This window comes from uncultured Campylobacter sp., assembly GCF_938030145.1.
In the GTDB taxonomy this organism is placed as follows: Bacteria; Campylobacterota; Campylobacteria; order Campylobacterales; family Campylobacteraceae; genus Campylobacter_B.
The window spans coordinates 97,954-120,463 of record NZ_CALHGM010000009.1 but is presented as its reverse complement, the minus strand read 5'-3'; the positions used below and the strand labels follow the sequence as shown (position 1 = coordinate 120,463).

The window sequence follows — 22,510 nt, the reverse complement described above, 5'->3', positions numbered from 1 at the left end:
GGACGGAGTTACAAAAGGAGTGGATAAAAACTTTATAGCTGGCGCAAACGGTCATTATTTAAAAGAGGATCCAGATACTTCGGCGGGCGCCTTTTATCTAAATAGCTCCAAATCGACTCTAAAACTACCTAAGGGCATCACTAAAGACGATATTGTTTTTGCGGCTTTATATTGGCAAGGCAACGTAAGAGAGGCAAGAGAGCTTATTAATGAGGGATGGGATAAATACGTAGGAAATGGCGATGGAGTTAAGTTTGCCAAATGGTATAAATGGGCTAAGCTTAGAATGAAAAGCTCAAAAAGTGCAACAAGTACCGCTCCTATAGATATCCCAAGGGATAGATGTAACGGCGTAGCCGGCTGGAACTATAGGGAGAATGCTAGCTATAGAAATCTTCCTAACCCTCGGAAGGTAGAGATGCGTTTGGAATACGGCTGCTTTGCAGATATTACGGATAAAGTGAAGGCAAACTTTGTTGATTACTCTGATAGTATAGATTTTACCGTAGGAAACATAGTAGCCAGCGATGGTAGGGACAATGCTGGCGCGGCACTTATTAACGGTGAGCTAAAAAATATTCGACTTGGTATGTGGGGTGGCTGGGGTGTAATCATAGTATATGATAAGACCTTGGACTCTAGAAATAAGCTAATGGCAGATTTACAAAGCCCTGCTAATCCTGTAGGTGTAGCGAAACCGTTTACTTACGCAGAGGCTGCAAAATTTAAAAACGATTATTACAAACCTAAAAATGTAACCGTATATGGTGATTTTATAGCTATTACACCTTGGGCAGGCGCAAATGAATCTATAAACGTAAAAGCCGAGTTAAAAGGCTTTTACACTCCTAGGAGCGGTCGCGTTAATGCTAAGCTTAGTTTTTTAGGTTTTGGTGGTGAGGCGAAACTTGGACCTGAAATGAGCGGCAATGATAAGACGAAGGAATTTTTTAGAGTAGAGAATAAAAAAGCGGGCGGTAAAATGGATACTTTATATACTCCTAATGCCGCTTGGTCTAATGGAATAAACGCATTGGCTCAGATCGGAAGCGAATGGTATTCTAATATATTCGGCGGTACCATTATGAGGCTAAGAAGCGAAAATGGTGGATATGCTGCGATACCGGAAATCCTAAGAGGTAAGCATTACGAGGGAACGGATCAGGCAGCCGCCGTGGATTTAGATGAATTTGATATAAGCGATAAAATGGGCTACGGGCAATCAAGTATAAAGTTGGAACTGGGCGGTACGTATAACTCAACAAACAACCAATCCGATCAAAACTTTATAAGTATGATAGCAATATCAGTAGATCTGTATGTTCCTCAACTATGCTATCAGTATGAGGTATATAATGCCGCTAACTGGGTAAAATTTTTTAGAACTAAAGATGAAGATCCGCAGAATGGCAAAGTTATCGGTAGCAGATATAGTAAGACTGAGATTGATGACAATAAGCCAGAGCAGATCAAAAATCCAGTAGTTGCGGGCGAGCATATCTACTATAGAATGAAATTCGAAAACAGACTAAATGGTGGTAATAGCGAGGATGCTGTAGGTGCAGTAGTGTCAATCGATTTTGCTCAGGCAGGCGCTGCCTATACCAAAGATAGTTCTACTATAAATAATGAACTAGCCATAAACGATCCTATCACTACCACTACAAATACCATACCTGCAGCGGCTGCAGAGAAGCTGGTCTATCTACGCGATGGTCAAAAGGGTGCATATAAGACGATGAAAGATGTCATAAATGGCGGCACCCCAAATGTTACGGATCCTATCTATAATGATAGGCAATTTACGACGCTAGATAATAATGTCTTAAAATTCTATATCGGCGAGGGTGCAGGAGAGATAAAAGCTGGCACGACTACTCCGGTGGGCGGTCTAATGAGACCAGGTAAAGCGGCGTATGGTGAGTTTAACGCTACCGTTAATACCGGTGCAAAAATTCTTCAAGCTCCTGCCGTGACATTAAGCTACAAGATGAGTCTAGATATCGGCGGCGGTCAGCGAGTCGTCCTAGATATGGATAGTGCCTCTGAACTTGAGCTATGCGATGCAACGAAGGTTTCTAAAAGTGTTGATATCCAGCCGCTAAGTGGTTTGCAAGTAGTAAATAAGAATTTTAGTAATAGCGACGACGATGATAGGCTATATACTCAAATCTCCGATAAGCCTTTTGATGCAAAACTCATCTTTAGACCAGATTACGAGAGCCAATATTGTAAGTCTTATGATGATAAAACCGGTAAATGTACAGATTATATCGGTGCGGCTGCGAATTCTCCTTACTTTAAAAAAGATCCTAATACAGGTAAGCTCGTATATATCGGTAGCAAGGATAGAAAGCTTGAGAAATTTGGCTTGGGAGGAAAATTATATTTGTCCGTCATCAGGGCAAAAAATGCTGCTACTACGTCAGACAAAGTCAGTGAGGATGATAAGAAAAATAGCGTAGTTTATGCATGCCGATCAGTAACTGATACCTTAAAAATTCCGTTTAAGCTAAATGGCGATTCCTATTCTGTAGATAAGGAATTAGATTTTAAAAACAAGAGCATTTTAACTCTAAATAATATAGAGATAGGTGATGCGTATCAAGGTCTTACGTTTATGCTTGGTTATCGTCCTGACGAGCAAGCTACCTCGAGATCCGATTTAGATAAGTATATAAAAGATAAGGACTTAAACAGTGAGGATCCTAAGGCTTACTATTTAGAGCTTAAAAAATGGGAGCTTAAGAAGCAATACGGGTATTGTGAAGCCAATGAAGATTTTGATTGGTGCAATAAAAGTCTGACTGCGGAACAAAAGAAGGATATCTGGGATAATATTATACAAAAGAAGCTGGATGAGCTTAAAAATAGTATAGATACGGCTAGCAATGAGTTCGGAATTAAAATGTCAAAAGACGGCTCATTCCATATATGTGGTAGCGATAACTTCGTGCTTCGCCCTGCATATTTCAAAGTAGATACCGATGCGCTAAATAATTCCGGTAAATATAGCAAGATCGTAGATACTACCGCTAGTGGCGATATAACTAAAAAAGGCGTTAGTACCGATGTTTATAATCCTACCGAACTTCGCGTGGGTGGGGACTATGAGCAGAACGCAGATATTTTGGCACACGTAATATCAGCTAGAAGTTATAGCGATAATGGCGTACCTAACTATACTGCAAGAATCGGCGGCGATCTAGGTAATCAGCGCTATCATCTACGTAAAAGTTATGGTACGGATTCCGACGATACTCAAGATATATCGACTAAGATCCGTGGCATCCAGACTTACTTGCGCCCATTCATATCTAATGAATGTGTGGCTAATGTAGATACCCAATCCTACTATGTTGATAGAAAAACAGCCACCACTACATTAAAACGCGGTGTAAAGCAAGACGGCTGCTACGGCGGTACTGCAGTAGAGTATTCCGGTGCTAAATATAATGCCGAGACAGGCAAATATGAGATCGATCCATCGGCTATCAAAAAGGGCTCTTTTGGCAAGAGTGATGATGTTTCGTGCGTGTTAAATGGTACAAGCTCAAAATTCGACGCATCGTATAGAAGAGTATGGGATAAAAATGCCGTAAGCTTATGGGCGGATTTTAATGCTAGAGATATCGTAGAGACTGGAGGTGTAGCGAAATTCAGCGGCAAAGGCAATGCTCAAGGCGCATATTTGATGACTCAGTCTAGAAAAGCTTCTGTGGATAAAGATAAAGAAAATGCCGTTATTTATACTGAAGGATTAGGTGCAAATGCCGATAAAATTTTTAACTACTATAATGTCGGTGATGTACTGGTAAACGTCTATGATAACTCATGGACGGATGCCTACTCCGATCAGACATACTCTAAAAAGTGGAAGAGCGCTAAATGTATTATCAATTCATCTAGCAATACTCCGGACGCTAAAGGTATGGTAGGCTGCGACGTCGGCATGAGAATTGCTGCTAATAAAGATAAAGCGATAAACGACAATATCGTATTGCGTTACAAGCCGGATCGCATCAGAGTATCGCTCGTAAGCCTTGATAATGGTATAACAAGCGGCGTAGGTGATAATAATATCACGGGCGGAACATCTGCATATACATATTTTAATGATCCGTATATTGAGAATAATGTCGTAGTATATCCAGGTGAAGATCCCGCACAGAATTTAGCTGTAACGCGTCAGATAAGCCAGCTTGCCAAACTTAAAGTCAATGCCGTGGCGTATCTATCTGACAAAGTTTATAAGGATGTCATCGCTACGCTTTATGACGGATATAAGCAGGATGTTGGCGGCACTCCTCAAGCCGTGTGCGGATTTTCGAGCGATCTTGATTTTGCGCTAAATTTTGGATTTGATTGCGCTAGCAATAGTGCCGATGGGCGTTGCTCCACAGCTACCGCTAGCAAGACCGGCGGAGATACAAATTACGTGCCATATCCTAATAGACCTACCGTTGTTTACAATATTCGTGGTGGTACACAGTTTTTCGCTAAGAATTCTAACGAGTGCCTAGGCTCTACGGGTTATGATAGCAGATGCTATACATATAACGCAAGGACCCTAAGTCCAACTGTTACCGGAGGGTGGGAGGAAGCTGCTTCTGCTGCCGATACGGGTTACGGCTTGCCTATACCGCTTGGAATAGCGCTTAATTACTACTCCGACGCTTCATTAGTAGGCGGACTTATTAATAGACCAAAAGACGGCACAGGAATTAAGTACGATTCTAAATCAACGGATTTCAGGATTTTAGCACAAGGATTTAGAGAGGGGCAGACCCCTGGTTCAACTGTATATTTTAATTTCGCTAGGATGCATAAAACCCCTAGCACTCCGGTGCTTATCTACGCTAGTGACTTTAATATCGGAAATGGCACGATTAGTATCGCCGAAAATTTTTGGCCGTCAAAATTTGATAAATCATACAATGCTATCTCGGATATAACTTCGGAGCAATATAAGAAGGATGATATAAAGTTATCCCAAGAGAACTTTAATGCTTTCATCACTAGAAAGGTTAGCGAAACCGGAGCTGCAAGCAAAGCTGCTTATATAGCCGCTGCTAATTCCAATAGTAAGACCTATGCAACAGGTAAAACCGTTATAGACTTTAGCGATAACGTAGGCACTTACGCACTATTTGTCTATGGTACGTCGTATGACAAGAGCCTAGGATCCAGGGTGTATCAGGCTACTACCAGAACCGGGGTAACCGTACCTATTTATACGCAGATCTATTGCGGTAGAACCGATAGGTGCGCGAATATGCCTGCTCCTAGCGCAGAACTTGCTTATGAAGCCCCTGGCTCGAATATATTTACCGTGCTAGCGGCTCAAGATCATAGCCTAACTGATTTTACGAAGTTCGTAGTAAATACTAGGGCTACCCTAAATAATATAGGAGCAGAATTCGTAAGCGCTTATACTAGCTTTACACCTACTGGCGTAACTGTTCGCAGGGGTAATGTAGTAAGCGGCGGCAAGGAAGATATAGCTATCCAGGCTACTGTACCAGGTCAGGCTAGGATACGTATTGAAACTAACCCATGGCTTATCCATACGCCTGCTGAAAATCAGAGAACTATGTTTACCGTACCTCCTACTACTGGAGCTTACTCTAGCAGGTTCCCTGGTGTGCCACAGTATTTCAATCCTCTTACTGTAAATGTAAGAGCTGTTAGACCTACAGTCTGGGGCGGCGAGGGTCAAGTCAAGTCCGGTACGGAAGACGACGTAGGATCATTCGCTGGCGGCAGCACATCGGATAATAGCACTAGCGATACTTCAACTAACAAGCTAGGTACGGGCGACATTCGCGATATCTACAATCAAAAGACCGATTGGTAGCGTTAGTGTTAAGTTCGCAATGCAAAGGCTAGCCTTCGGGCTAGCCTTTTTTTATGGGCGGAATTTTGGTTTTCTTGGCGATAGATCTTTCAAAATTCTGCTTTGCAAATTTTTTCCTAAAAATTCCATGAAATAAATTTTTTGGAATTTTAAATTGCGAAATTTCGCTGCAAACTTGACGACAAATTTTACTTACTAAGATTTGCGCGTCGTAATGATATATAATTTTACGCACTAATTTTAAGCAGCAGAATTCCAAAGCAAAATTTTGCAGTTAAATTTTACCGCACGAAATTCTCGCTTGTTAGCATAGCAAGCTTTGCGTTCGCGATCGCGTAAAATTTGCCGTAAAATTTCATCACTCAGAATTTTTCTGCCCCAAACATAGCTGCAGAATTCCGCTTTGTAAAATTACGCCTTTCAATCCTCATCCTAAAATCCTACCGCGACAAAGCGCATTGCCAATAATGCTTAAAAGCATATCACTCAAAGTCGCCCGTATTCCCTCTATCCTTCAAAATTTTATTTCGTAAAATTCCAATCCGCCTAGAGCCGCCTTATAAATTTCGCCTCATAAATTCCATTCCTCCATTCGCCCATTTACCCGTTTTTAAATGAAATTTCGGCACAATGCGGCTTAAAATTTCATCAGGGAAAGCCACTTGAAAACAAAAAATATCAGAAATTTCAGCATCATCGCGCATATCGACCATGGCAAATCCACGCTCGCAGACCGCCTGATTAGCGAGTGCAACGCCGTCGAGGCGCGCCAGATGAGCAGCCAGATCATGGATACGATGGATATCGAAAAGGAGCGCGGCATCACGATCAAGGCGCAGTCCGTGCGGCTCGAGTATGAGCTCGGCGGCGAGAAATACGTTTTAAATTTGATCGACACCCCTGGCCACGTGGATTTCAGCTATGAGGTCTCGCGCTCGCTGGCTAGCTGCGAGGGGGCGATCCTCGTCGTGGACGCGAGCCAGGGCGTGCAGGCGCAGACCATCGCAAACGTCTATATCGCGCTGCAGCACAACCTCGAAATCATCCCCGTGCTCAATAAAATCGATCTGCCCGCCGCCGATCCGCAGCGCGTAAAAGAGGAGATCGAGCACGTCATCGGGCTTGATTGTAGCAGTGCGATCGAGGTCAGCGCCAAAACGGGCGCGGGCATCAAGGAGCTCTTAGAGGCGATAATCACTCGCATCCCCGCACCCAAAACGGACGACGACGCGCCGCTTAAGGCGCTAATCTACGACAGCTGGTTTGATAACTACCTAGGCGCGCTCGCGCTTGCGAGGCTATACGACGGCGTGCTGAAAAAGGGCGACGAGGTCTATATTATGGGTAGCGAGAACCGCCACGAGGTGCTTGATCTTATGTATCCCAACCCGCTTGCGCCCGCTAAAACCCGCGAGCTTAGCAGCGGCGAAGTGGGCATCGTAGTAATGGGGCTAAAAAACGTCGCCGACGTGCAGGTGGGCGATACGATCACGCTTTTTAAAAAACGCGCTGCCGCGCCGGTGGGCGGATTTGAGAAGGCAAAGCCCTTCGTGTTTGCGGGCATCTATCCCGTGCAGACCGATAAATTTGAAGATCTGCGCGACGCTTTGGACAAGCTCAGCTTAAACGACAGCTCGCTTAGCTACGAGCCCGAGACGTCGCTCGCGCTAGGATTCGGCTTTCGCGTCGGGTTTTTGGGGCTACTGCATATGGAGGTCGTGAAGGAGCGGCTCGAGCGCGAGTTTGATCTCGATCTCATCGCCACGGCGCCGACCGTCACATACGCCGTGTATCTCACGGACGGCTCGTGCGTGCGGATACACAGCCCCAGCGAGCTTCCCGCGCCAAATTTCATCGAGCGTATCGAGGAGCCCTACGTCAGGGCGACCATCATCACCCCGAGCGAGTTTTTGGGCAATCTCATCAGCCTTTTAAATTTGCGCCGCGGCGTCCAAACCAAGATGGACTACATCACGCCGGAGCGCGTCCTGCTCGAATACGACGTGCCGACAAACGAGATCATAATGGACTTTTACGACAAGCTTAAATCCTGCACCAAGGGCTATGCGAGCTTTGATTACGAGCCGATCGATTATAGGCGCGGCGATCTCGTAAAGCTCGACATCCGCGTCGCCGGCGAAGCGGTCGATGCGCTTTCGATCATCGTACCCGCCTCAAAGGCCGAATCCAAGGGGCGCGACCTCGTCAAAGCGATGAAGGAGATCGTGCCGCGGCAGCTTTTTGAGGTCGCGATCCAGGCAAGCATCGGCAACAAGATCATCGCTCGCGAAAACGTCCGCGCCATGGGTAAAAACGTGACCGCCAAGTGCTACGGCGGCGACATCACGCGCAAGCGCAAGCTGCTCGAAAAGCAAAAAGAGGGCAAGAAGCGTATGAAGGCGATCGGCAAGGTAAATCTGCCGAGCGAGGCGTTTTTGAGCGTGCTGAAGATCGATTAAATTTAGTATGCGGGCAATCTAAATTTCATCTTTTGCCGCGCGGCCGTAAAATTTGATTTTAAATTTTGACGATCGCTCGGGTGTTTAAATTTAGCGGCTCGTCGTTTGGTATGAAATTTCGTCTTTAAATTTAAGGATCTTAAGAGATGATTTAAATTTTATGACTGCACGGCGTTTTGAGCTCTATCGCTCGTGCCCAAGCTGATACATTCGCTGCTGCGCACCCATTTTGCGCCGCTTTAAGCTCTAGCGCTCGCTGCTCGGTCGTAGAATTTTGCCGCATGCCGTTAGGCTAAAATTTTGCCTTTCAAATTTAAAATTCCGCGAGCGGTTTAAATTTTATGTCCGCCAGCCGATCATTGCGGTCGCGCCCGTCATCTCCTACAGTTGCACTCGCCGCGCCCGTCGCCTCCTGCAAAATTCTATCCGGGCGGCGCCCGCTATGAAATTTTACCCGCTGCGACTTTATAAAATTTGATTAAATTTTCCTGCGCGTCGCGTGAAATTTCATAGCGCGAATGTTTTATAGCAAAGCGGCGTATAAGAGGGCGAAGCGTAAATCCCACAAAAGCGCTAAATTTATCGGCGCGATATCAAAGGAGAAAAATGAAATTTTTAGACCGCTTGGGCGTGGATAGGAGCAGTTTTATTGATCTGTTTTCGGCATGTTTAGGCTGCGGCGTAGTGATGCGGGAGGCGGGTTCGAAGCTGATCGTAAAGGGCAGGCATCGGTTTGTGGATTTTGAGCGCGGTGAGATCAGTTTCGGCGATGATGCGCCGCGCGCTATCTGGTATATCGGCAGCGGCGAAGCGAGCAGCAGCCGCACGTGGCTGTGGGGATACGAAAATATAAATCGCCTAGGTGAGCGGCTACTTACCCTTGCGCGAGATGTGCGCGACTTCGGCTTGCGGCACGGGCTAGAGGAGCTTAGCACGCCTAAGCTCGCACTAAGCGCGGAGATAAACGGCCACGCTCTAAGCACGATCGCATGCGGATTATCGCAGGAGCTCGTAATCTACTACCGCTGTCCGCACGCCGGCGGAGCGGTGTTTGTGGAGTTTGCGGCAGGCGAGTGCGTGAGCTCCGATGGCACGATCAAGCCCGGTATGGACGCAAGCGATCTCATCTCTTTGGCGCGCGATTATATAGGCGCATTTCAGTTAAATCACGCCGTTTTTATTAAGGCGCTTTTACTTAGAAACGGCACGAAATTTAGCGAAGCGGCGGGCAAGATCGTAGCAAATTTTAAAAATGACGCACTCTTTTCGTGATAATTTGGGGCGGCTAAGCGAGGTGGAGTTCGCCGTATAAGGCTGCAAATATCACGCCGTGCATTTATGGCTTTGAAATTTACGCCGCGAAATTCTGCTTCGTAAATTTTATATCTTAAAATTTTCAGCCTTAGAATTTTGCTCGGTAAAATTTAGATCGCAAAATTCCGCCGTGCGAAATCCTCTTAAAATTTTACGTTGCAAAATTCTGCCGCTAAATTTACGCCAAATCTCTAAATTTAAATCAAAATTAGCCGCCGTCGATGTCGAAATCAAGATGCTCTTTGAGGTAGGCGCGCAACCTGCGGCGGTCGTTGCGACCGGGCGTGATCGCAAACCACAGCACGCGGTCGTTCAGATCTTTGCCGCGGATCAGCACGGTGTCGCGCAGCAAGATATCGTGAAAGTCGCCGTTTAGCCGCCACGACGAGAGTGCCTTGGCGAAGAAAAAGATCACGACGCCCACGACCATTATCGCGAACGCCATCCCCACGCGCTCGCTCATGGCGATACCCACTAGCCATAGCACGATGATCGATCCGATCCCGAATTTAAAGAGTCGCTCGTGTTTTACGTAGCGGGAGTGGCTAAGCGCCGTGTAGCTGGTGCAGGTGCGCAAAAAGCCTGGAGTGAGCCTAACGTAGTCGATGTTAAAGAGCAGAATTTCGCTTTTGCGCTCGTTTGAAACGAAGGTAATCGCGTAGTCGTTAAATTTAAACAGCCCGCCGCCATCGCGCCCTTGATACCAAGCTACGCCGGCGATCAAAAGTCCTAAAATCCCGCCTCCACCGCGTCCGTGACCGTTTCCTAAAAAAATTTTATCTAAATCGAGCCCTGCCGACATGCCGTAAAAAAATATAAAAGCCATCATCGCAATGACGAAGATCACGATGAAGGAGTTATCGTTTTTGACGCTAAATCCGCCTGTGCTCGTGGTTCGTGCGCCGCGGCTGCGAAGGGCGGCTTTGTAGTCTTTGGTGCTAAAAGTAGGCATTAGCTTCCTTCCTTTCGGGCTTTCAGAACAGCTTGCGCGCGCTTTTAAAGCCCGTTTAAAACAGCGGAATTTTATAAAATTTCAGATCAAATTCGGATTAAATTTTAAATTTGAAGAGGCTTTGAAATTTCAATGGATTTCAAATTTAAAGGAATTGAAATTTAGCCCGTGCTAAACCCCGTTTTTATATAATTGCACAAAATTTTAAAGGAGAAAAAATGAAAAAATTTTTTGCTTTGCTTCTTGCGGCGCTATTTTTTGTCGGTTGCGGGCAGTCTCAACCGAAAGTACCAATCGCAAGCGCGTATAAATTCAAAGGCATTACCTACTACCACATCCAAAACCATAATCCGAAAAAATTTGTCTATCAACCGCCGGAAGCGGTCGAGAAAAAGTACAACGAGCAGCTTTTAGCGGCGCTAAAAGAGGCGAACCTACTGGATCAAAACTCTACCGACGAGCTTAAAATTACAATAAAGCACCACAGGGGCTTTACGGGTGAAGCTACTCCGTTTCCTAGCGATAGAATCGGTGGCATAGAGTTTATCTATGAGGTTAAACTGGTAAGAAACGGCCAAATTTTAAGAAGCTACGTGCAAAATGACATCGAGCATTACGATCCGGGATTTTTCGGCAATATGAAAACCATAGCGTTACAAAATACGGATGATAGCTATGAAAATGCCGCAATTACGGCTCTTGTCAAGCATTTAATGGAGATCATAAAGAGCTTTTAGTGGCTCAAGGGCTTTGCATTGCAAACTAAACTACAGTAAAATTTTAAAACACGACTGGCGGGCGTATGTGGCGGTTCGCATGATCTAAACCATCATAAATAGTTTTTGATGCCTTGTGAACTTCTAAATCGCGGAATTTTAAAAAAACAGCTGCAAACCTGCGCGGTAAATTAAAGTGCAGTTTCGTAGCAATTAAGAAATCAATTGAAATTGCAGATGGTAGCCTTGCTGAGGAAAATTCTGCTTCCTCGCAGTCAAATTCTGCGTTATAACCAAATCTTAAATGCTATAAATTTGAAATTCTGCGGTACAAAGCACTTGTTTATAGGCTATGAGCGTAGCCTCTTTTGCAAAGTCTTTATGTAGAGTACTGCGTGTTTTGCGTAATCTATCTTATAAGCCTTTTTAAGCTCATCCAAAAACCGCTCGCGGCTAAAAACAAAAATGAAATCGAAGCTAGGCAAAATATAAGCTTGCCGATCTGCCCAAAAATTTCGCCCGAATGAATATCTAAAACCGCCGTGCGTATCGTCACAAAACGCGGCATTTGCGCTTTCATATCGGCAAATTTAACATCCCTTAAAATTTCGCCGCTCGTAGCATTGATCGCGATCCTATTAAATTCATCGCTCTCGTCACTCGCAATCCCGTATATCGCGCTATATACTCCGTCTTTCGGATTAAGCATTATGTTAAAAAATTTAAAATTTTCGCCATGCTTTCGGGTAAAAATTTCAAACACAGCATCGATCTCTTGCAGTTTGCCTGCATCCTTAAACCCCAACTTTTGTCTAGGTTCAAATTTTTCAGCTTTGTAAATTTGCTCCTCGCCCAAAATTTTATTCGTTAGTCTTGCTAACCAGTCATAAGAAAAATATAGCCCGCTCGCGCTTATAGCAAAAAGTATTGCAGCCGCATAGATGCCCGTGCATCCGTGGATCTGATAAAGCAGCGCGTAGCCGCGAGTTTTGAAGTTGATCTTCAGCGCTTTTGTGAGCTTGCATCTAAAAAACGGATAATAGATCAAAATCCCGCTTAGCAAAAGCAAAATGAGCCCTAGCGTGCTAAGTGCCACGATTTGCCTGCCGATCTCGCGAGCCCCCTCGCCAAAGGCAAGCTCAAAGCCTAGATTTGTATGTAGGCTTAGCACAACGTTCATTATCCTCTCTTCATAGTTCTCGCCGACGATTTGTCCGTCATAAGGGCTCAAAAAATACGCTCTTGCTCGTCCTTTGCCGTCTTTGCCCGCGACTTCGATGCTTGCGCCGCCGTCTTTTATGCCGATTAGCTCCGGCGTGAAGCTGCTTTGCTTCTCGCCGAAAATTTTTAAAATTTCAGAAATTTTTAGGCGAGGTACATCTTTTTGGACGGCGAAAGACTGCCGCTCGTTAATCGCGTCAAAAATTTCATCGTGATACGAGATGAAACAGCCCGATAGGACGACTACGAGCAGCGGTAGTGCACAAAGCAGAGACAAAATTAAATGGACGTTGAACCAAAAGTTTTTCTTTAAAACTCTCCTCATCGTTCAAATTTCATCTTTAAATTTTGCTCGAATTAAAAATTTACGTTGAAGCCGAGCTGAAATTTACGACCCTCAGCTATGAGGGCCCTGGTCGGTTTATCGTCTATTACTCTTTCGTTAAATACGTTATATACGCTAAAATTTACGCTAGCGTTTTTCGTGATTTTATAGTTAGTCCCGACATCGGTGACGGCGTAGCCCTTAGTGTTTACATATACGCCATTTTTTACCCTGCTTATATAATTTACCTGCGTCCAGAAGCTCAGATCGCTATTAAAGTCGTAATCAAGTCCCGTTTTTATCATATAGCGCGGGGTGTCGGTCAGCGCTTTGCCCTCGTTTTCGCCTGATTTTTGTTTTGATTTAGCATAGGTATAGTTTGCGTGAAATGCTAAATTTGATAAAATTTTCCACTCGCCGCTAAGCTCAAGTCCGTCTATGGAGGCTCTGCCGATATTTACGTTTTCATAAATTCCAAAATAGGTCTTGCCTTGATAGACGCATGTCCAAGTAGCGGGATTATTAAAATCCGCTCCCGATCCCCAGCCGCCGCACCTTACGACGCTATCGATCTTGTCTTTGAAGTCGGTGTGAAAAACGGTCGCCGAAAGGCTTAGATTATCGTTATTGTCATACATCGTTCCGATCTCGTAATTTACGCTAGTTTCGGGCTTGAGGCTACTTCGTCCCAGTCTGATACCGCGTCCGTGATTTATCGGAATTTTTAGCCCTTCGGATCTATCGTCGATATTAGGCGTCGTATAGCCCGCCGATACGCCTCCCTTAAACGATAAATTTTCATTTAGATGATAAACGATGTAGCCGCGCGGCGCAAAGTGTCCGCCGTAGTCCTTGTCGTAGTTGTATCTTAGGCCCGCGGTCAGTGCAAGCGCGTCTGTGACATAAAAATTATCCTCTCCAAATACCGACACATCCCATCTTTTTAGATGCGCATCATCGTTAAAGCCCGGCTCATTTTGTGATGAATCCAGTTTTTCGTGGCGATACTGCGCGCCGAGCGTTAAGGTATTTGAGTCAAAAAGATACGAGCCTTGAGTATTAAATATCGTAGATCTTAGCCTGATGTCGCTTGCGGCTTGATCGGAAAAGGTTTTTGTAACCTCGTGCGATAGATAGGTATCGGTTAGAAATTTATCGTATCTTCCGCTATGCGAGAGCGAAATTTGATCGTCTTTGTCGTCTTCGTGAGTGTTATATCCTAGATACGCCGTTTTGCCTAGAGTTCTTGAGGTCAAGTTTTTAGTGTGTTTGTAATCAAGCGCGAGATCGTCGTTCTCGGTAGGCTTATACATAAGCTTCGCGCCGAAATTCTTATCCGCGTCTTTTGGATTGCCGTAGTCTTTGGCGTCTTCAAATTTATGAAAATATCGCCCGTAAAGCGAAATTCCGAGTGCGTCTGGCACTATCGCGCCGCTTGCATAAAATCCAGTAGAGTAGCCATTGCCTATGTCTTTGTGCTGCGCGATGTCGTAGTAGCCGTTTATATTGGCGCTAGGTTCATTAGAAAAGCCCTTGGTGATGATGTTTATCACGCCGCCCATAGCGTCGGTACCGTATAGAGAGCTCATCGGTCCGCGGATTACTTCCACGCGCTCTATAGCATTTGCGGGCGGGATGAAGCTTTGGATGCTTCCTTGCGAGCCGAAACCCGGAAATGCGCTCTCGCTGGAAACAGGACGACCGTCGATTAAAATTTTAGTATATTTTGAATCCATACCACGCATTCTGATATCGCTTTTGCCCTTCATTGAGCTAAATCTAGGCGCGGAATATACGCCTGGTATATCCTTTACGATGTCGGCTACGTCTTTGTGATTTCTCTTTTCGGTCTCTTTTTGAGATATTACCGAGATCGATGCCGGCGCTTCTTTGATATCTTGCTCAAAGGCGGTGGCGCTTACGACGATCTCTCCTAAATCGGCCTCTTGCCCCCCCCCATAGTTGTGCGGTTAAAACCGAAACTGCCACGAGTGATAAATGCAAACTACGCATTATTATGTCCTTTTGATAAAATTTTGCGAATGAAATTCACGGACGAAATTATAGCTCCGAAAAGATTAAATATTTATGAAATATTAAAAGGCGTTATCGCTATCAAGCATATTTTATTCTCCTGTGCAATCGCTAGTTATAGGCATTGATGAATAAAATTTTATTTGCTCTTGGCGGTTTAAGGAGCGAATGATAAATTTAAAGGCGCAATGAGCTTTAAAAATTTACGCCGCGTTGTAAATATCAAAATTTAAATGCAGTGAGCTCGGGATATCTGTCATTAGTGTGCGCCGTGGGTTTTTGCAGAGAAATTTAATGAGACTTTGCGAAGCGTAGCCGATGCGCACAGAAGCGAACGGCAATTAAATTTTTACGGCGAATTTAAAGCAGCGTATTTTTAATACTAATTTTTCAAGCGTTAAAATGCGGCTTGCAGCGGCTAATGCGGCAAATTTGCTCTGCGATTGTAGTTAAATTTTCCGCCGCGCGGAGTAAATGCCGCGCATAAATTGAATTCGCCGCCTAGAAGCTAATTTTGCATCGCAGTTAAATCGACAATAGTCAAATCGCAACGAGCTCAAATGCTATAAATTTAGAGCCCGCCGCCGTAAGCGCTTGACTTAGGCTGAGCCGCGATCTTTTATTATAAGATGCCTATTGTTCGCATTCCTGCGGCTGTCTAAAACAAACCGCACAACGCTTAAATTTTAAAATTTTATTTGAATAAGCTGTTTACGCTCTCGTCGTGATATACGCGCCTGATGACCTCGCCGAAAAGCGGAGCGACGCTGATTACCTTGATGCGGTCGCTTTCCTGCTTTAGCGGGATCGTGTCGGTCACGACGAGGCCGTCTAGCGCGCCGCTTTCGATGCGCTCGTATGCCGGGCCGCTCAGCACGGCGTGCGTACAAAACGCGCTGACGCTCTTCGCGCCCTGTTCCTTAAACGCGCCCGCAGCCTTGACGATGGTGCCCGCGGTGTCGATCATATCGTCGATTAGGATCACGTCCTTGCCCGCGACGTCACCGATGATATTCATCACTTCGCTTTTGTTCGCCTCCTCGCGGCGCTTATCGACGATGACGAGATCGAGCGAGAGCTTTTTGGCGAAGCTTCTGGCGCGCGCGACGCCGCCAACGTCGGGGCTAGCGATGATCGGATTTTTTAAATTTTTCTCTTTCAGATAATCCAAAAATATCAGCGAGCCGTAGAGGTTATCGACCGGCACGTCGAAAAAGCCCTGTATCTGCCCCGCGTGCAGATCCATCGTGACGACGCGGTCGATCCCCGCCGTCTGCATCATATTTGCCACGAGCTTCGCGCTGATCGGTACGCGCGGGGCTGCCTTGCGGTCTTGGCGAGCGTAGCCGAAGTAGGGCACGACCGCCGTGATCGAGTTCGCGCTGGAGCGTTTCAGCGCGTCGGTTAGGATCAGAAGCTCCATCAGATTGGAGTTTGCGGGCGCGCATGTCGGTTGGATGACGAAGACGTCCTTGCCGCGCACGCTCTCACCGATCTGGACGCTGATTTCGCCGTCGCTGAAGGTTTTGATCGCGCACTCGCTAAGCGGCAGCGAGAGATATTTGGAGATTTTTTTGGCAAATTCGGGATTTGCGGTGCCGGAGAAAATTTTATATCCGCGCATTTTGATGACCTTTGGATTGAAATTTGCTCGAATTCTACACCAAAAGCGCTAAATTTTAGCTAATTCGCCCGCCGCACTTGCGTAAAATTTATAAGCGAGCATTGCGGACCGCCGCACGCTTGCGAGATAAATTCTTTAAAATTTCAGGGTGGCTCGGCTTGCCGCGGTCTTACCATGGCGAAATTTAACTGCGGATTGTAACCGATACGCGCGCAGGTTATCGGAGCCTGCGTTTTCTCGCTAGTATCTGCGCGGATACGGCCAAAACCTTATTTCGAAGGGCAGGGTGCCGATGAGCGCGAAATTTTATATTTGCGATACAGACAGGCAAAATTTTATCTTTGGAATCATAGTGAGCGCGCGTTTAAATTTAGATTTGAGCTTGCACAGGGCAGACTGCGCGAATACTTTGCGGCGCGCTAAATTTAGGCTGCCGCGGCGCATAAATTTTATATTTCTTGGGCGGTTAAATTTAAAATGTGCTTTGCTTTGGTGAAAATTTAAAGCTTGCTCTTTATAGCTTGATTGTGCGCCGCGAAATTTTAAAATTTATCGGGTAAGCTCCATTCGCCGCGTAAATTTATATATTGCCTTTACCGCTTAAATTTTAAAAGCCGAAACGCTATGAGTACGAATTGCGAGGCAGGTCGCGCCATATAGATTTTACTTTTAGCACAGATTACAGCACGAGTCGCGATATACGCTTCAGCACAGATTACGGCGTGGGTTATGGCATACGCCTCGATAATAGATCGCGACATAAATTTCAATGCATACCGCGATATAAATTCTAGTGCGGAGTATGACATAAATCTCGTCAAGGGTCATGGCATGAACCCAAGCATAGATTATTACGATATACGCCTCAGCGCGGATCGTGACATAAATTCTAGTAGGGATCGCGCCGTAAATTTTAAAATTTCAAACGCAAATTTAAAAACAAATTTAGCAGTTTTAAAAGCAGATTTAAGGACGGATTTTAGATTATGAAATTTTTAAATTTAAAAGTTGCTGCCGCCGTGTTCGCGCTGCTACTCTCAGGCTGCGACGGATGGAAGCACCATCTAAGCAGCGACGGCACCTCGCTTGCTTCCAAGTTCGACCCCTCCGAGCGCACGCTAAAGATCGAGGGCAACGACAAGCCGTTCGTGCTGTTTTTTCTATACTAGCAGCCGAATTTAGAAATTCTGAAATTTTAAAATTTATACAAAATTCTACGATTTGGAATTTTGATAAAATTTCTGTGGCTACCAGCTTCCGCTAGCACCGCCTCCGCCGAAGCTTCCGCCGCCCCCACTGAAGCCGCCTCCGCTAAAACCGCCATTTCCTCCAAATCTGCCAAAATCCCCGGATGAGCCGCCTCTCATGCGCGATGAGCGCGCGATTTCGCTTATGATGTCTGCACTCGAGATTATATCTTCGTCGCTTCTTCTGCGGCGCGTCACGCGGCGGCTTAGTATCGCGAAAAGCAAGACCGCAAAAAGTACCATAAAGATCGCAAAGTCCTTGTTGCTCGGATCCTGCTGCGCGTTGGCGTTAAGCGGATCAAATTTTATATCGCCGCCTTCGATCGTGCTAATGATCGCCGAAATCCCGCTAATGACGCCACTTTCGTAATCCCCCTGCCTAAAATAGGGCAGAATTTTATTGCTGATGATACGCTTGGCGCGCATATCGGTTAGCACGCCCTCTAGCCCGTATCCGACCTCGATACGCACTTTATGCTCGTGCGGAGCGACGAGCAGCAGTACGCCGTTGTCGCGCCCTTTTTGCCCGATACCAAGAGCGCGCGCCTGCTCTACGCCGATTTCCTCGATAGAGTAGCCACCGAGCGATTTTAGGCTTACGAGCATGATCTGGTTTGTGGAATTTTTATCGAAAGTCATTAAAATTTCATTCAGACTCTCTCTTGCGGCTGGGCGTAAAATACCAGCCTCATCAATTACGGCGGTGCCGTTTGGATGGGCTAGATACTCGCTAGGTGCGGCGAGGCTTATTGCAAATAGCGCCATTAGGGCAAAAGCAAATCTCCAAGCCACTCTCATTGCAGCTCCACCAAGGTCTCTTCTATATCGTTATTTTCGCTATCTTTAGGCACTCGCATAGCTAGCTCGCACAGCGCGTCCATCGCCTTTAAAACAGCAGGCTCAAGGCCTTGCGTGCTGGGGTTAAATTCCGTCGTGATACGTTCAAACTCGCCCTTAGAGATAAACTCCGCCGCTCGCGCGCCGCAGATGATATGAGCGCAGCGTTCGCGGACGCATACGCAAAACATTATCGCTTCTTTTACGCTACCGTAGCGCTCGTAAAATTTTTGCATCGCAAACTCGCCCGAGAGCCGAAGTCTGCGAGATTTAGGCGTGATTAGAGTTAAAAGCGTGGGGCATTTAGCTAGCAGAGCTTTAATCGCTATGAAGCTGAGCGCTACGATTTGCAGTAGCTCAGCTTTGCTTATTTGCGGCACGAAGCACATAACGATGCCAATCACAAACGCCGTCACTGCCGCCGCGCCATAGCTAGCTTCGCAGTCCTCGCTTGCTTCGCGCGCGACCACGCAGACGATCTGCGCACCGCTTGCAGCTTCGGCTTTCGTGATTAGCTCGTGGATTTTTTGCTTGCACTGCTCGCTTAGCATTTGCCGCCTTTAGCGTTATTTAAACGAGACGCTAGGGGCTTTTTGGCTTGAGCTATCAGCGCTAAAGCTAGGTTTGGCGCCGCCTAGTCCTACGATGCGCGCGATGATGTTCGTAGGGAAGGTTCTAATTAGCTTATTGTATTCCTGCACTGAAGCGATGTAGTCCTTGCGCGCTACGGCGATGCGGTTTTCCGTGCCTTCGAGCTGATTTTGCAAGTCGGCGAAATTCTGATTTGCCTTAAGATCCGGATAACGCTCGACTACCAGCATCAAGCGCGATAGGGCTGAGCTAAGCTCGCCTTGAGCGCCGTTAAATTTCGCAAACGCCTCCGGATCTTGCGCTAAACTTTCTGCATTGATATTGACAGCGGTTGCCTTAGCGCGGGCATTTATGACGCCTTCTAAGGTATCTTTTTCATGGCTTGCGTAGCCCTTGACGGTTTCTACGAAATTTGGAATCAAGTCGGCGCGGCGCTGATATTGGTTTTGTACCTGGCTCCACGCAGCCTTAACTTCTTCATCTTTGCTTACGAGTTTATTGTAAACCGGCACTGCAAATATCGCAAACGCAATCGCCGCAATCACTAAGACGATTAGAGCTTTGATTAAGATATGAAGCCCTCCTTTTTGGCGCGGATACTCTTCTCCGCCAAAGCTCTCGCCTCGCGCGGATAAGCCTTTATCGTCGTAACCTATACGCTCGTTATTTTCTCCTTGCAGCTCTTTCATTGAAATCTCCTTGGGATGTTGGAATTTAATTTGACTAAAATTTCATATTCGATCGTGCCGAAGCGCTTTGCCCAGGTTCGCGCGTCGCCCAGCACGCAGATACGCTCGCCACCGAATTCCGCGCAGAAGCTATCCATCGACATTTTTCCGAGCATTTTTTGCCCGCTTGCAAGCGCTAGCTCGCCCTCGCCGTCGTAGCGAAATAGCCCGTCTGCGTAGCCCAGATCGTATGTGCCGATCATCATATCGCGTGGCGCTTCAAAATTCGCGCCGTAGCCCACGCGCTCGCCTTTTTTCAGCACGCGCGAGCTGATCAGATCGGCATAGAGCTTTAGCACAGGGCGTAAATTTAGGCTCTCGTCAAATTGCGGATAGCCGAACTGCGCCATGCCTACGCGCACGTATTCGTCCTCAAAGCCCGCACTTCGCTCGATAGCTGCGGAGTTGCTCGAATGAAATTTTAAATTTTCAAAGCCCGCAGCGGCGGCTTTTTGTCCCGCGATACGCTTAAATTCTATGAAATTTTGCCTTTGTGCGAAAAAATCTCCACTTAGCTCGTCACTTGCGCGAAAGTGTGTGAAAAAGCCACGAAGCTTAAATCCGCCCGCCTTGCATAGCCTAAGCGCCTCATCTAGCTCGTTCGCAGCGATGCCGTTGCGGTGCATAGCAGTATCTGCAGCGATATAAATTTTAAGCCCTCGTTTAAGACGCGAGAGGTAGCTCAGATCATTTACCGCGTAGCAAAACCGCTCGTCCTCGTCCCCGCGCGGAATGTGCGAGAGCACTAAAATTTCATCAAATAAATCCGCGATCTGCGCAGCTTCCGCAGCACTTCGCATTACGGCGCGTACGAAGCCTAGCTTTGCCGCTTCCTCGCAGCAAAGCCTGCAGCCATGGCCGTATGAATTATCCTTGGCTACCAAAAATACTCGCTCCGCTCCACCTACTTTGGCGGCGATTTGCGCTAGATTGTGCGCATAAGCGGCGCGATCTAAGATGATCTCAGACATCGAAGTCTAGCCCATAAGTGCGGTATAAATATGGCAGCAGCTTGCGCGCGGCGTAATCGTAGCCATAAAATTTCGCATAAACTTCTTTCAGGCTAGCCGCACCTGCGCGCTCGAAATCAAATACGTCGGTATCCGCGATTTTTGGCACGCGCTCATCTAAGAATTTAAAAAATTCCGCTCTCGCAGCCAAAAGCTCTTTTATATTTTTTTCAACCTCTTGCTTTTCAGATTCGTTCATCTCTGGTCCTTTAAATTTTCTAGTTTACCTAAAAATACGCGCTGCATCTCGTCGCGAAACTCAGGGCTGCAGGCCTCGAAGCGAGTTACGATCACAGGCGTGGTGTTGCTTGCCCGTACGAGCGCCCAGCCGTTATCAAACCGCACTCTGATGCCGTCGATCTCGATAATATCGCGGATGGGTGGCAGCTCCGCGATACCTGCGTGGATTTGAGCTTTAAGAGCTTCGATGATCTTAAATTTCGCCTCCTCACTCGTATTAAATTTTATCTCGTCGGTACTAAAAACTCGCGGTAGCTTGTCTAGTTCGGCGTCTAAATCATATCCTTTAGCTACGAGCTCAAGCACGCGCATCATCGCATACACGGCGTCATCGAAGCCGAAATATCGCTCCTTAAAATAGATATGCCCGCTAACCTCGGCGGCAAGGTCGATGCCTAGCTCTTTCATCGCCTTTTTGATATTGCTGTGGCCGGTCTTACCCATGAAGCTTTTGCCGATCTTATCAATGGTATCGTACATCGCCTGCGAGCATTTGACCTCGCCTAGGATGCGCGGATGGGTCATATTTAGAGCAAGCAGGCAGGCTAGCTCGTCGCCTTTGATGTTGCGGCGCGGAGTTAGCACGGCGATCCTATCGGCATCCCCGTCAAAGCCGAACCCTAGAGCCACGCCGTCTTGCTTCATCGCAGCTTTAAGATCCGCTAAATTTTTCTCCTCGCTGGGGTCCGGGTGGTGGTTTGGGAAATTGCCGTCGGGCTGCGGGAACAAAACTTTAGCGTTTAGTCCCAGCCTTTCGATGATTTTAGTAGCCGTAACGCCTGCGGCGCCGTTTGCACAGTCGATGATAAAGGGCGCGGCAAAGCCCTTAAGAGCCGCAAATTCCTTCTCAAAATATGCTAGATACTCGCTTAAAATATCATACCTCTGGGCGCCTACATCAGTTGGAATTTCAAAATTTGAACTCATCAGCTCCCGCACCTGCGCACCTAGGCGCTTCAAATCCTCGCCGAAGAAGCTGTCCGTGCCGATCGTGATCTTAAAGCCGTTGTAATTTTTAGGATTGTGCGAGCCGGTAATCATTACGTTTGCGTCAAATTTATGCGTAAATACGCTAAAATAGCCCACCGGCGTCGGTAGCAAGCCGATATTATAAACTCGCAGAGCTGCAAAATTTAGCCCGCTTACAAAATAGCCGAAAAGCTCATCCGCGCTAAGGCGGGCGTCGTATCCCACGCTAACGCGCTCAAGCCCCAGATTTGCGATATGTTTGCCAAGCGCGAAGCCGATCGCCTTTACGCTGCGCTCGTTTAGCTCCCCACCCACGATGCCGCGAATATCGTATTCTCTAAAGATATCTTCGATCATAAAATTCCTTTAAATTTAAATCGCGGTAT

16 protein-coding genes are annotated in these 22,510 nt (G+C 46.5%); 6 read left to right on the top strand and 10 right to left on the bottom strand.

What is annotated here, in order from left to right:
• Window positions 1-652: 652 nt before the first annotated feature.
• The 3 genes from Q0323_RS02650 to Q0323_RS02640 all read left to right on the top strand — a co-directional run bounded on the left by Q0323_RS02650 (window position 653) and on the right by Q0323_RS02640 (window position 9,588).
• Window positions 653-5,857, top strand: a complete 5,205-nt coding sequence (locus Q0323_RS02650; protein ID WP_298051217.1) for a hypothetical protein — start codon at window positions 653-655, stop codon at window positions 5,855-5,857.
• A 662-nt stretch (window positions 5,858-6,519) separates the two neighbouring features.
• Window positions 6,520-8,316, top strand: coding sequence for a translation elongation factor 4 (gene lepA, locus Q0323_RS02645; protein WP_298051216.1), 1,797 nt, complete (start codon window positions 6,520-6,522; stop codon window positions 8,314-8,316).
• Between the two features lie 606 nt (window positions 8,317-8,922).
• A complete protein-coding gene (locus Q0323_RS02640) occupies window positions 8,923-9,588 on the top strand; it encodes a DUF6882 domain-containing protein (protein WP_298051213.1) in 666 nt (221 codons plus the stop codon).
• Between the two features lie 250 nt (window positions 9,589-9,838).
• On the opposite strand, the gene Q0323_RS02635 is transcribed toward Q0323_RS02640, so the two are convergent.
• Window positions 9,839-10,582 (bottom strand): hypothetical protein, encoded by a 744-nt coding sequence (locus tag Q0323_RS02635; RefSeq protein WP_298051210.1) that lies wholly within the window; start codon window positions 10,580-10,582, stop codon window positions 9,839-9,841.
• A gap of 218 nt (window positions 10,583-10,800) precedes the next feature.
• Between Q0323_RS02635 and Q0323_RS02630 the strand changes: the two genes are divergently transcribed.
• Window positions 10,801-11,319 (top strand): hypothetical protein, encoded by a 519-nt coding sequence (locus tag Q0323_RS02630; protein WP_298051208.1) that lies wholly within the window; start codon window positions 10,801-10,803, stop codon window positions 11,317-11,319.
• 388 nt (window positions 11,320-11,707) lie between these two features.
• Here Q0323_RS02630 and Q0323_RS02625 read toward each other — a convergent pair whose 3' ends face one another.
• The 3 genes from Q0323_RS02625 to Q0323_RS02615 all read right to left on the bottom strand — a co-directional run bounded on the left by Q0323_RS02625 (window position 11,708) and on the right by Q0323_RS02615 (window position 16,502).
• A complete protein-coding gene (locus Q0323_RS02625) occupies window positions 11,708-12,844 on the bottom strand; it encodes a PepSY domain-containing protein (protein ID WP_298051206.1) in 1,137 nt (378 codons plus the stop codon).
• A 32-nt stretch (window positions 12,845-12,876) separates the two neighbouring features.
• Complete coding sequence (locus Q0323_RS02620; protein WP_298051316.1) at window positions 12,877-14,709, bottom strand: TonB-dependent receptor; 1,833 nt, start codon at window positions 14,707-14,709, stop codon at window positions 12,877-12,879.
• Window positions 14,710-15,572: 863 nt separating this feature from the next.
• Window positions 15,573-16,502: a ribose-phosphate pyrophosphokinase gene (locus Q0323_RS02615; protein WP_005873085.1), complete on the bottom strand. Its 930-nt coding sequence runs from the start codon at window positions 16,500-16,502 to the stop codon at window positions 15,573-15,575.
• Window positions 16,503-17,231: 729 nt separating this feature from the next.
• On the opposite strand from Q0323_RS02615, the gene Q0323_RS02610 reads away from it, so the two are divergent.
• Entirely contained in the window at window positions 17,232-17,492 is a 261-nt protein-coding gene (locus Q0323_RS02610) for a hypothetical protein (RefSeq protein WP_298051203.1), read from the top strand.
• On the top strand, window positions 17,489-17,671 hold the full coding sequence (locus tag Q0323_RS02605; protein ID WP_298051201.1) for a hypothetical protein: 183 nt from the start codon (window positions 17,489-17,491) through the stop codon (window positions 17,669-17,671). The genes Q0323_RS02610 and Q0323_RS02605 overlap by 4 nt, the downstream gene beginning before the upstream one ends.
• Window positions 17,672-17,749: 78 nt before the next feature.
• Here Q0323_RS02605 and Q0323_RS02600 read toward each other — a convergent pair whose 3' ends face one another.
• From Q0323_RS02600 to Q0323_RS02575, 6 genes are read right to left on the bottom strand one after another with little or no spacing between them, the layout of a single operon-like run.
• Window positions 17,750-18,547 carry a YgcG family protein gene (locus Q0323_RS02600; RefSeq protein WP_298051198.1) on the bottom strand — a complete coding sequence of 266 codons (798 nt, stop codon included), beginning with the start codon at window positions 18,545-18,547 and terminating at the stop codon, window positions 17,750-17,752.
• On the bottom strand, window positions 18,544-19,137 hold the full coding sequence (locus Q0323_RS02595) for a hypothetical protein (protein ID WP_298051195.1): 594 nt from the start codon (window positions 19,135-19,137) through the stop codon (window positions 18,544-18,546). Before Q0323_RS02595 ends, Q0323_RS02600 begins: the two co-directional genes overlap by 4 nt.
• A 15-nt stretch (window positions 19,138-19,152) precedes the next feature.
• A complete protein-coding gene (locus tag Q0323_RS02590; RefSeq protein WP_297988084.1) occupies window positions 19,153-19,866 on the bottom strand; it encodes a LemA family protein in 714 nt (237 codons plus the stop codon).
• Entirely contained in the window at window positions 19,863-20,876 is a 1,014-nt protein-coding gene (locus Q0323_RS02585) for an alanine racemase (RefSeq protein ID WP_298051193.1), read from the bottom strand. Before Q0323_RS02585 ends, Q0323_RS02590 begins: the two co-directional genes overlap by 4 nt.
• Window positions 20,869-21,114: a CmeU family protein gene (gene cmeU / locus Q0323_RS02580; RefSeq protein ID WP_298051192.1), complete on the bottom strand. Its 246-nt coding sequence runs from the start codon at window positions 21,112-21,114 to the stop codon at window positions 20,869-20,871. Before cmeU ends, Q0323_RS02585 begins: the two co-directional genes overlap by 8 nt.
• On the bottom strand, window positions 21,111-22,481 hold the full coding sequence (locus Q0323_RS02575; RefSeq protein ID WP_298051191.1) for a phosphomannomutase/phosphoglucomutase: 1,371 nt from the start codon (window positions 22,479-22,481) through the stop codon (window positions 21,111-21,113). Before Q0323_RS02575 ends, cmeU begins: the two co-directional genes overlap by 4 nt.
• Window positions 22,482-22,510 lie beyond the last annotated feature (29 nt).